Origin of the sequence: Aeromonas sp. R7-1 (genome assembly GCF_040908115.1) — a bacterium.
Classification (GTDB): domain Bacteria; phylum Pseudomonadota; class Gammaproteobacteria; order Enterobacterales; family Aeromonadaceae; genus Aeromonas; species Aeromonas caviae.
Window position 1 is genome coordinate 20967 of record NZ_JBFODD010000004.1, and the last position, 8696, is coordinate 29662.

Here is an 8696-nt window from a genome sequence, read left to right on the forward strand (position 1 = left end):
TCACCCCACGCTCATCATCATGGTTCTGGCCATCTGCATCTGCATAGCGTCGCGAATGCAGTCATGCAGCGAGTGGTGGGGAACAAGCCAGGCGGGTGCCAGAAAATCGTTCAGGTAACCTGTGCGCGTACCGCGCAGCGTGTCGATATAGGTTCTGACATCCCTGACCTCGTTGTGCTTCCAGGGGGCGGGCAAATCGTGCTGTTTGAACAGACTCTGCAGGATGGGCGGGTCAAAGTCGGTGCCCCTGGTAAACACCTGGGCCCCCTCGATAAACCGACTCAGGATCTGCAGGGCGGGACGAACCCGGCTGGCCTGGCCAGACAGCACTGCCTGCTGAGCGGGCGGGCTCTGTCTGTTCCACCATGCCACGGTGTCGGGATCGACAAAGCGACCAGCAAGCAGCTGCTCGGTCACGTCCAGCCGCAGGTGCAGCAGGTTGTCATGCTGGGCGATGTCCAGCTGGCCATCCTCGATGGTCAGGGCAAGCTCATCATCGGTCTTGTTGAAGCGAACGGCTGACAGCGTCAGCACGACCGCATTGTCAGTGAGTGCCAGCGTCTCGGTATCCAATACCACGGTGTCACCTTTCATTGCATTGTCCATCTGTCATTCCTTGCGAAAGGGGCTGGCACAGTGCCCGCCCTCTGAATGTTGGGCGGGCTAGTCGCCCATCGTCTCGACCGAAACCAGCCTGATCGGGGGCAGGCCCCTCATAAACAGCTTCTTGTTGAGGATGGCCCTGATGTCCCCCTCCCTCATAAACTGCTCGATGCGCCGAGGGTTGGCGACCAGGATGGTGCCGACCCGCTCCAATCGCATGGTCGATAACCCACGCAGCAGGCTGGGCTTGGCCGCCTGCACATCGACCAGGGTGTGCATGGCCAGACCGACCTGATCTCTGCCAATGACACCGGCAAGGCGCATCCTGATCGCCACCTCCAGATCCCGAGCGGCGCGGTCGCCATCGACCAAGACCCAGATCCCTCGCCCTGCAACCACTTCGGCGACGGTCATTTCGATCAAAAAGTCGTCGGTGGCAGGCCAGCCTGTGCAGTAGTGGTGCTCCCACCCCTCTATCTGGTTCGGCCCCCAGCGCTTGAAGATGTCCAGCGCCAGCTCGGGCAGATGACGCTGGATGGCCATGGCATAGGCCCATATCGCCTTGCGGCAGGCCGCCACATGAGCGGGATCGCCGCCCTGATCCAGGCGCAGCACAAACCCCTCAAAGGATTCGTCCAACGGACGGCCATCGACCCGGGTGATGTTGTACTTGCGGTGAACCCCTGGCGGGGGGATGTCCATCTGTTCCATATTGATCTCCTGCTGGCCTGCGGCCATTCATTCCGTGTTGTTGGCGGGTTGTGCTGAGGGTCAGATGCTGCTTTGCGACCCGTCCGGCAGAGCCTGGCATTCAGTGTTCATGTACTTTCTGAACGTGCCGCGATTCATGCCGAGCCTGGCGGCGGCCTCGGTCTGATTGCCATGGGTCATCTGCAGCGCCTGCTCGATGGCGGTCTTGCGTACCTGGATGAGCAAATCATCCAGGGCGGTGCCGCTGTTCAATGCCGCTAGAACCTGTTCTTTCATACTTGCCTCCTGCTGTATTGGGTGGGGCAATCTGCCCCACCCGGGTTATGCCCTCTTGGCCTTGTTGATGGCGTCTTGCACAATTCGCCAACTGCTGTTGCCATGCCTTTTTGCCAACAGGCTCATGCACTTCTTCTGGTGGGCCAGTTTCCCCGCCAGCCGCTCAATCACTTCCATGTCACCTAGCGTCAATGACCAGTTTTCGTTTGACTCGGTTCGCTGCTGCATCGCCCGCCATAGCCACATGGGCAGATCCTTGTGATACATACGCCCCCCCTGATGCTGATTTTTACGCCGAGGGGGGTTGGCCGGCGGGGTCCCGCCTGGCCTCCTCCACCACGATCTGCGCGATAACCTCGTTGGCGTCCTCCTTCACGCCCAGCTCCTGGCCGTCGAACGTCTTGATATAGGCGTGAACCCCGTGCCAGCGACAAGCGGCCGAGGCCTCGCTCACCCTGGCGATGGCATCCAGCGCCAGGTGGTGCTTTTGCCCCTTGGTATCGGTGACCTGGATCATGCTGCCTCCCGCATATGCCGCAGCTTGTAAGGGTTATTTGCCCTTGCCAGGGCGGCCATGGGGGGTGGGCTGACCGAGTTGCCCACCATCAGCACCTGATCGGTGACCGTCAGCGGCTGCCCGTCATGACCGCGATCAAAGATGTAGTCCTGGGGGAACCCCTGGCAGCCGTACAGCTCGGCCGGGGTCAGCATGCGCAGGCCGATGTCCACGATCACCCAGGTGCTCCCCTGCCAGGTCACCGTGACCAGCGCCAGACGCTCCTTGGTAGTGATGGTGTGCATGGGCTCGGTCAACTTGCCCCACTGGCCGCCCTGGCTGTAGTAACGCATCAGGAACGCGCTCACTCGCAGGGCATCGGCTTCTTGCTCTGGGGTCAGAGCATATTCCCCCTGTTCGGCCATGTGTGTCTCGACCAGCGCATGGTGCTGGCTCCTGGCGGTGATCACCGGCATGGGGCCGCTAAGGGGGCTGGCGTCCATGTTGCGGCGAAGGTGGACCATGAAGGCCTCGACCAGCTGCTGCTGGCTGCCGCTCGCGGTAATGGTGCTGCAAGGGTCCGTCACCGGGCGGCAGGGCACGGTATTGAACCCACCATTGGCCTGCACCATGACCGGCGCCGCCAGCGCAAAGGAGCCGCCTTTTGGCCAAGCGGTAATGGTGCGCAGCGGCTGATCGACCGGATGGATCCCCGCTCTCGACCAATTGGCGATCTCGACGATGAACGGTTGTGGGTTGTTCAGCACCTCGCGCACCAAGCCAGTGGCCAGTCGCTCCAGGGTGGCGTCGGCCAGCGGCCGCTTGACGTTGAGACCCTGGGCCTTGGCCTCCTCTTTGGTCATGAAGATGCTGGGGCAGGGGCGGGTCCAGTCGATGTGATCGGCCGTCATCTTATGCGGCTGCAGGATGCTGGCCTGGGATGGGTCTTTACCATGGCTCGGCACCGGCCAGATGATGGCATGGCCATCGCGCCGGCAGATCATGTAAAGCCGCTCCCGCTTGGTGGCGGCGCCATAGTCGGCAGCGTTGAGGCACTTGTAATCGACCTGATAGCCGAACCCGCGCAGGATCTCGATGAACTGGCGCCAGGTCTGCCCCTGACGCTTGCGATCCGGCACCAGGTATTGCTGATGGCGGGGCACCCGTTCGCCGGGTTCGGCCACCACTCTCACCACCTTGGTCTTGCCCTTGGCCATGACCTCCACCAGTTTGATAACCCGGCCGGTCGTCTTGTCGCGCTTGGCGATGAGCGGGCCCCAGCACTGCATCTGTTTGACGTTCTCCATCGAAATCACGACCGCCTGGCCGATGGCCGCCCAGTAGGGGATGATCCAGGCCAGGCTGCGGATCTCCTGCTTGCGCGGTTGACCGGCGGCCGCCTGGGAGTGGTGGGTGCAGTCCGGGCTGGCATGCAGCCAACCAATCGGGCGCCCGGCCAGGGCAAGGTGGGGATCCACCTTCCAGATGTCCTCGGTGATGTGGAAGGCATGCGGGTGGTTGGCCTGGTGCATGCTGAGCGCCTTGGGGTTGTGGTTGATGGCGAGCTTGATCAGGCGGTTCAACCCGTTTTCCAGCCCGGTGGATGCACCACCACCCCCGGCGAACAGGTCCACGTCTATCGCGTCGTCCAGCGCCAAAGGCGCGTTGCTGATGCGCTGCCTGACCTGCTGGCGGCGCCACGTCTTGCGGTTCATTGTCATTGGCGGGTTCCTACATCAGCGGCATGGCGGGGGTCTGATACCCCGGCAACAGGAAAAACACGGCTGGCTCGGCATCCTTCTGGGCCGCCGGGGCGCTCAGGCTGCTGGCCATGGCCAGCAACATCAGCACCGCCAGCACGATGGCGATCACGCGAGTCATGCCACCCCCTCCGGTTTCTGGTAGGCATAGAGCGCCTTTTGCTGCCCGAACTGAGCGCGGCGATAGGCCTTTTTGACCGGCTGCAAGGCGACCCGCTTGAGCAGGCCGAGCTTGGCCATGCGGGCGAGGCGGGTGGACAGATCATTGGGCATGATGCCGAGCGTGATGCAGGCCCCCTCTTCCACTAACTGGGTGCTGGTGACACGGCGATCACCGATCAGATCGAAAATGGCTTGTTCGGCTGGAGTCATGCTGCACCGCCTTCCTGGTCGTTCTGGTTGTATCCCAGTGGTGAGGTGACGAACAGATCCGCCCGCACATAGGGGACCTCGCAACCGGTGACCGAATCCCGGCACCAGGTCACCTCTGAGGTGTCGCTGGGGAATGGCTCGCTGCTGTAGTGCGCCTCATCCCCGACCTGCAACCAGATCCGCTCCGGGGCGGTACGGATGGTTTCGGTGACTGTCACAGCAGGGGATGGCAACTTGCCTGCCAGGGCGGCGTCGATGCGCGTCAGCAGCATGGCTGCCTCCGCACCGCAGCCTTCGTCATGGTCAAATCTCCCCCAGCGCCGAACCTGATCGACGTTGGTCCTCGCCTCGCGCAGCAGATCGGCCATCACCCCGCATTGCGCGGTGGCATCCTTGAGCTGCAGCGCGAGCTGACCCACCCGGTCCACCTGCTGCGGGTGCATGCCCTTGCCGTCCAGCCAGCGCTTGACCATCTGCTGAAAGTGCAGCGCATGGGGGTCATCGGTGTGCAGCGGGATCATTTCGTTGTACTCGGCCGCCTCCTGAATGGCGACCCGCAGCCGGTGCTGCGGCAGCTCGATGGCGGGCTGGCCACCCAGGGCCTCATCGCGCTGGTCGGTCATCCGGTTCAGGGCATCGAGCGTATCAGCATGGCGCTGTTGCAGCGCCTTTATCTCGACCAGCGCCTGCTCCAGCAGCAGAGGCGCCCGGGTAAAGGCGGTGATCTTGTGGTTCAACCCGCTGATGGTCAGCCCGTTCAGGGTGCGGGTGTCGCGCAGCACGTCCTCGATCTGGTGGATCAGCGAGGGCTCGGCCAGTTGATGAATGCTCATGCGGTGCCCTCCTTGTCGGCGCGGGCGATGGCGTGAGCGTTGCTGTACTGATAACCCGGGTAGCGCTTGGCCAGCTTCTCCATGTTGGCCATCAGGGTCTGCTCGCGGCTGATGCACAGCCCACGCCGCAGCCCTTCAAGGTAAAATTCGAGGTCGCCCAGCTCCTCGATCACGTTGTTCAAGTCGAGCGGCTTCTGATAGATCACCCACTTCTTGATGGCGTCCAGCAGCTCGCCAGCCTCTCCACTGGCGCCGACAGCCATGTGCAGCGCGTGAGCCTGTTCGTCAGTCATTTGTTTGAGGATGTCCACCCCCGGCTTTGCCAGGGCCAGCACCATCGCCGAGTGCTTGTGCTCGATGATGTTTTCGTCCTTGATGCGCTCGCTCATTGGTCAGTTCCTTCTGTGATGTCGATGGGTCCGAAATGGATGTATTCACGGGGGGCTTGCTCGATGGCCTGATGGCGCAGCTCCTGATCGGTCAGTGGGTGCTGGGAGTCGATGGTGCCTGTCAGGGTGTCCATGGTGCTGCCCAGTTCAACGGCGGCGGGCAGCTGGTAGTGGTAGCGGTTCATGGTGAGACCTCCGGGCTGGCGTCCTCGTAGCGCACGATGAGGTGAATGGTCTGGCGCGGCTCATCGTCCCCGTGGACCAGGTAGTAACCGGCCTGGTCGTGGTCGGTGGCGATGATGACGCCGGCCTGGTTGTCCGGCTTGCAGCGCACCCGTTGGCCAATAGCCAGCTTTGGGGTGATCTGGTAGGTCGCCACCCAGTCGCGCTCTGCTTGGTGCAGCAGGGCGGCCAAATGACTCGAAATGCCGTCCAGTGGGTCAATCATGTCAGCGGTGATGGACCACCCCTTTTCTCTCACCAGCGCCGTGGCCAGCTCCCAGCCAGGCATGTGTCCGGTGTAGAGATCCAGAATGTGCTGCAGGCGCAGGGCATGCTGGTCTGGCTGGTGGGCGAACAGCTCGGCCACCACGACGCCGATAGCACGGCGCAGCATGTCCTCGTTCTCGGTGGGGCGGGGTGGGGCAGATTGCCCCAGGGTGAGCGCCTGGCGAATGTTGGTCGGATCCCGGGTGACCCACCAGGCAACCGGGCCATCCTCGGTGTCGTGAATCGACAGCAAAAACCAGCCATCCCCCTCCGGCCGAAGGAGGGGAAACTCGCTGACGTTGCTGTGCTTCTCCCAGTCCTGGGTGATGCGCTCGCAATCCTCGTCAGGCAGGTCGAGCAAGGCATCGAACAGATCCACGATGGAGAAGGCGACGAACCCCTGCCCGTTCATCCAGGCCTGCACGGCGACGTGGTCATCCCCATGGTCTGGCATGTCGGGGTGGTAAAACATGCCGTCGCTGTCGCGCACGATGGGGCAGGGCTGGATCAGCTTATCCATGCTGCACCTCCCGCCGCCCCTGCACGGTGCAGAACTCGGCACGGCGCTGACAGTAACGCTCGTCAGTGAGGTTCGCCGCGAACGTGGCCGCATTGGACCAATACTTGGCCGCCTCGGTCCACATTTTTTCTTGCTCGGCCAGGCGCGCCGCCTGGTTCAGGGCGCTGTAGGTTTCACGGGTTTCTCGCCCCGCGAGGGCGTGAATGTCGCGCTTGTTCATGCTTGGGCATCCTTGCCTCTTTGGTGGGTGGTGAGGTGCTGCACCAGCTCCCCGCTGGCCCTGAGCTGGGCCGCGCATTCGCTCGGGACCTGGATCACCGTGGCGCCGGCGAACGCGCTGGCGATGTGCTGGCAAACCCGGCTGTCGTCATCGATCAGCACCAGGCCGCTGGCCGGCTTGTGAAAGGCCGCGAGCAGGCGGCTGATCTCCTCCTCCTTGAACGCCGCAGAGGTGCGGTGATCGCTGTCCTCCCGCATGAAGAGGGGAGCCTTGGGGGCGCCGATGGCGCGCAGGGTGGCCTGGGTCTCCTCCCGGCACACGCTGGCGCGGCTGGTCAGATAGACCAGGTGATAGTGCGGTGCCAGCAGCCGCAGCATGGCGACCCGGTAGGCGATGGGGGTGTCACTGGCACACGCCTTGTTGAAGGCCTCCCAGCTGGCGGTGTTGTCCAGATCGGTCTCGGGCAGCAGGTCGGCGCGGCCGAGGTTGTTGACCAGGGTCCCGTCGATGTCGCAGACCAGCAGCTGAATGCCGTCATCCAGCAAGGGGCACCAGACCAGGTGCAGTACGTCCTCGCCGACCGTGTGGGTCGCGCCGTGAGCGTCGATAAGGTGGGCCTCGCCCTGCTCGATGTGCTGCAGACGGCCCAGCACTCCGATGGTCAGATGGCGGTGGGTAAAGGGTGTCATGGTGATCTCCTGCTTGTGGGTGGGTCAGAGGTGGCGGCCTCTGGTGGCCCGATTAGCGGCGGTGCCCGCCGTATGGGGTCTGCGACTGCGGGCGCTGCTGCGACTGCTGGCGCTGTTGCTGCTGGTTCTGCTGCGGCTGCATCGGTGCATCCTGCGGTTCACCCCAGTTGTTCTGCCCGTTCTTGTTCGGGTCGCGGCTGTCCCAGAAGATGAAGATACGGACCGGGCCGATGCTGCCCGCGATGGGGGCGCTGTCCAGCTCGATGCTGATGTCGGGAGAATCCCCTTGTTGCTGGGGTGGCCAGAGGCTGGCGCGGCCTATCTGGGCATAGCGCGCCTTGCGCTCGGGCTGGCCATGGCCATCCAGTTGCCCTGTCTCGTACTTCTCGGCGATAAAACACACGCGACCCCGATCTAACGGTTGAGGCTTCATCCTTACTCTCCTGTCAGTTGGCTGGCGGCAGGGTGGCCAATGCTGGCCATCTGCCTGATCACCTGGGCGGCGGCCTGATCTGCCAGGCCTTTGCTCAGGGCGTAATCCTCAATGGCCACGATGGCCTCTTTCTTGCTCCCAAGGGCCCGATAAATCGCCGTCTTGGGGCACCCCTCGGCGGCGGCTAACTGGTCCATGGTGATGGTCTGATACTGCCTGTCCTGACTCAGCTGCAGGGCCTTGTCCAGCAAGCGGATGCGCCGCTCACTCCGGCTCACCCTGCCGCGCTTCTGCTTCTCCATCCGTCCCCCTTTTGGTTGGCAGACCGGCCAGCGCGTCCAGCGTTTTCTGGTCCGGCTCTCTGGTCTGACGGCTTAGGCTGAGAGGGGTGATCTCCCACCGGTCGGCAATCTCGGCCATGCGCCAGCCCTTCTCTTCGGCCAGGATGCGAAATTGGCTTTTGGTTCGACGTTGGCCAGGGGCCCCTCGTTTTTTCACTGTCTTTGTGTCCATTTAGTCACAAGTGTATTTTCAATATTTTGAATATGCAACTTTGAATATTATGAAATTGGTTCCTATATGCAAGGGCGAATATTCCCGAATCGAATAGCTGAAAGCCCCCTTTTCAATCAATTACTTACAAACGCAAATCAAACGGATCCCTGGGCAACAGGAACCGGAAACCAAAAATGCCTTTTTTAAAAAAAATCAGAGGGGTCCCGCGCTCGACTGCCCCCTCGTGGCAGGGGCGACCCGGAAGGACCCGAAGTGAGAATAGCTATCATTCGCGATTGTGTTTGCTGTTGACTAGGCCAGGGGCAGGGCCAGGGGCAGGGCCAGGGGCAGGGCCAGGGGCAGGGCCAGGGGCAGGGCCAGGGGCAGGGCCAGGGGCAGGGCCAGGGGCA

Annotated in this window: 16 protein-coding genes; all 16 read right to left on the reverse strand. The window is 62.8% G+C overall.

Annotation, left to right across the window (positions count from 1 at the left end; genetic code table 11):
• From AB5Y51_RS00320 to AB5Y51_RS00395, 16 genes are read right to left on the reverse strand one after another with little or no spacing between them, the layout of a single operon-like run.
• Positions 1-606, reverse strand: a complete 606-nt coding sequence (locus AB5Y51_RS00320; protein ID WP_368177862.1) for a 3'-5' exonuclease — start codon at positions 604-606, stop codon at positions 1-3.
• 57 nt (positions 607-663) lie between these two features.
• On the reverse strand, positions 664-1314 hold the full coding sequence (locus tag AB5Y51_RS00325; RefSeq protein ID WP_368177863.1) for a hypothetical protein: 651 nt from the start codon (positions 1312-1314) through the stop codon (positions 664-666).
• Between the two features lie 60 nt (positions 1315-1374).
• Positions 1375-1590, reverse strand: coding sequence for a helix-turn-helix domain-containing protein (locus AB5Y51_RS00330; RefSeq protein WP_368177864.1), 216 nt, complete (start codon positions 1588-1590; stop codon positions 1375-1377).
• A gap of 45 nt (positions 1591-1635) precedes the next feature.
• The gene (locus tag AB5Y51_RS00335; protein ID WP_368177865.1) at positions 1636-1857 is read right to left on the reverse strand and encodes a hypothetical protein; all 222 of its coding nucleotides are present in this window, start codon (positions 1855-1857) and stop codon (positions 1636-1638) included.
• A gap of 22 nt (positions 1858-1879) precedes the next feature.
• Entirely contained in the window at positions 1880-2107 is a 228-nt protein-coding gene (locus AB5Y51_RS00340) for a hypothetical protein (RefSeq protein WP_368177866.1), read from the reverse strand.
• Positions 2104-3807 carry a DNA cytosine methyltransferase gene (locus AB5Y51_RS00345; RefSeq protein WP_368177867.1) on the reverse strand — a complete coding sequence of 568 codons (1704 nt, stop codon included), beginning with the start codon at positions 3805-3807 and terminating at the stop codon, positions 2104-2106. Before AB5Y51_RS00345 ends, AB5Y51_RS00340 begins: the two co-directional genes overlap by 4 nt.
• Positions 3808-3817: 10 nt before the next feature.
• On the reverse strand, positions 3818-3967 hold the full coding sequence (locus AB5Y51_RS00350) for a hypothetical protein (RefSeq protein WP_368177868.1): 150 nt from the start codon (positions 3965-3967) through the stop codon (positions 3818-3820).
• Positions 3964-4218: a hypothetical protein gene (locus tag AB5Y51_RS00355; RefSeq protein ID WP_368177869.1), complete on the reverse strand. Its 255-nt coding sequence runs from the start codon at positions 4216-4218 to the stop codon at positions 3964-3966. The genes AB5Y51_RS00350 and AB5Y51_RS00355 overlap by 4 nt, the downstream gene beginning before the upstream one ends.
• Positions 4215-5051, reverse strand: coding sequence for a hypothetical protein (locus AB5Y51_RS00360; RefSeq protein WP_368177870.1), 837 nt, complete (start codon positions 5049-5051; stop codon positions 4215-4217). Before AB5Y51_RS00360 ends, AB5Y51_RS00355 begins: the two co-directional genes overlap by 4 nt.
• A complete protein-coding gene (locus AB5Y51_RS00365; RefSeq protein ID WP_368177871.1) occupies positions 5048-5440 on the reverse strand; it encodes a nucleoside triphosphate pyrophosphohydrolase family protein in 393 nt (130 codons plus the stop codon). The genes AB5Y51_RS00360 and AB5Y51_RS00365 overlap by 4 nt, the downstream gene beginning before the upstream one ends.
• Positions 5437-5625, reverse strand: coding sequence for a hypothetical protein (locus AB5Y51_RS00370; protein ID WP_368177872.1), 189 nt, complete (start codon positions 5623-5625; stop codon positions 5437-5439). The genes AB5Y51_RS00365 and AB5Y51_RS00370 overlap by 4 nt, the downstream gene beginning before the upstream one ends.
• Complete coding sequence (locus AB5Y51_RS00375; protein ID WP_368177873.1) at positions 5622-6449, reverse strand: hypothetical protein; 828 nt, start codon at positions 6447-6449, stop codon at positions 5622-5624. The genes AB5Y51_RS00370 and AB5Y51_RS00375 overlap by 4 nt, the downstream gene beginning before the upstream one ends.
• Positions 6442-6669 (reverse strand): ANR family transcriptional regulator, encoded by a 228-nt coding sequence (locus AB5Y51_RS00380; protein ID WP_368177874.1) that lies wholly within the window; start codon positions 6667-6669, stop codon positions 6442-6444. Before AB5Y51_RS00380 ends, AB5Y51_RS00375 begins: the two co-directional genes overlap by 8 nt.
• Complete coding sequence (locus AB5Y51_RS00385; protein ID WP_368177875.1) at positions 6666-7358, reverse strand: hypothetical protein; 693 nt, start codon at positions 7356-7358, stop codon at positions 6666-6668. The genes AB5Y51_RS00380 and AB5Y51_RS00385 overlap by 4 nt, the downstream gene beginning before the upstream one ends.
• A 52-nt stretch (positions 7359-7410) precedes the next feature.
• Positions 7411-7791, reverse strand: a complete 381-nt coding sequence (locus tag AB5Y51_RS00390; protein ID WP_368177876.1) for a hypothetical protein — start codon at positions 7789-7791, stop codon at positions 7411-7413.
• Between the two features lie 2 nt (positions 7792-7793).
• Complete coding sequence (locus AB5Y51_RS00395; RefSeq protein WP_368177877.1) at positions 7794-8093, reverse strand: hypothetical protein; 300 nt, start codon at positions 8091-8093, stop codon at positions 7794-7796.
• Positions 8094-8696 lie beyond the last annotated feature (603 nt).

What these genes read in the sequence shown, in the direction of transcription:
- AB5Y51_RS00320 (WP_368177862.1), bottom strand. Translation starts at nt 606, where the DNA reads ATGGACAATGCAATGAAAGGTGACACCGTGGTATTGGATACCGAGACG.
- AB5Y51_RS00335 (WP_368177865.1), bottom strand. Translation starts at nt 1,857, where the DNA reads ATGTATCACAAGGATCTGCCCATGTGGCTATGGCGGGCGATGCAGCAG.
- AB5Y51_RS00345 (WP_368177867.1), bottom strand. Translation starts at nt 3,807, where the DNA reads ATGACAATGAACCGCAAGACGTGGCGCCGCCAGCAGGTCAGGCAGCGC.
- AB5Y51_RS00360 (WP_368177870.1), bottom strand. Translation starts at nt 5,051, where the DNA reads ATGAGCATTCATCAACTGGCCGAGCCCTCGCTGATCCACCAGATCGAG.
- AB5Y51_RS00365 (WP_368177871.1), bottom strand. Translation starts at nt 5,440, where the DNA reads ATGAGCGAGCGCATCAAGGACGAAAACATCATCGAGCACAAGCACTCG.
- AB5Y51_RS00325 (WP_368177863.1), bottom strand. Translation starts at nt 1,314, where the DNA reads ATGGAACAGATGGACATCCCCCCGCCAGGGGTTCACCGCAAGTACAAC.
- AB5Y51_RS00355 (WP_368177869.1), bottom strand. Translation starts at nt 4,218, where the DNA reads ATGACTCCAGCCGAACAAGCCATTTTCGATCTGATCGGTGATCGCCGT.
- AB5Y51_RS00340 (WP_368177866.1), bottom strand. Translation starts at nt 2,107, where the DNA reads ATGATCCAGGTCACCGATACCAAGGGGCAAAAGCACCACCTGGCGCTG.
- AB5Y51_RS00330 (WP_368177864.1), bottom strand. Translation starts at nt 1,590, where the DNA reads ATGAAAGAACAGGTTCTAGCGGCATTGAACAGCGGCACCGCCCTGGAT.
- AB5Y51_RS00390 (WP_368177876.1), bottom strand. Translation starts at nt 7,791, where the DNA reads ATGAAGCCTCAACCGTTAGATCGGGGTCGCGTGTGTTTTATCGCCGAG.
- AB5Y51_RS00350 (WP_368177868.1), bottom strand. Translation starts at nt 3,967, where the DNA reads ATGACTCGCGTGATCGCCATCGTGCTGGCGGTGCTGATGTTGCTGGCC.
- AB5Y51_RS00385 (WP_368177875.1), bottom strand. Translation starts at nt 7,358, where the DNA reads ATGACACCCTTTACCCACCGCCATCTGACCATCGGAGTGCTGGGCCGT.
- AB5Y51_RS00395 (WP_368177877.1), bottom strand. Translation starts at nt 8,093, where the DNA reads ATGGAGAAGCAGAAGCGCGGCAGGGTGAGCCGGAGTGAGCGGCGCATC.
- AB5Y51_RS00380 (WP_368177874.1), bottom strand. Translation starts at nt 6,669, where the DNA reads ATGAACAAGCGCGACATTCACGCCCTCGCGGGGCGAGAAACCCGTGAA.
- AB5Y51_RS00370 (WP_368177872.1), bottom strand. Translation starts at nt 5,625, where the DNA reads ATGAACCGCTACCACTACCAGCTGCCCGCCGCCGTTGAACTGGGCAGC.
- AB5Y51_RS00375 (WP_368177873.1), bottom strand. Translation starts at nt 6,449, where the DNA reads ATGGATAAGCTGATCCAGCCCTGCCCCATCGTGCGCGACAGCGACGGC.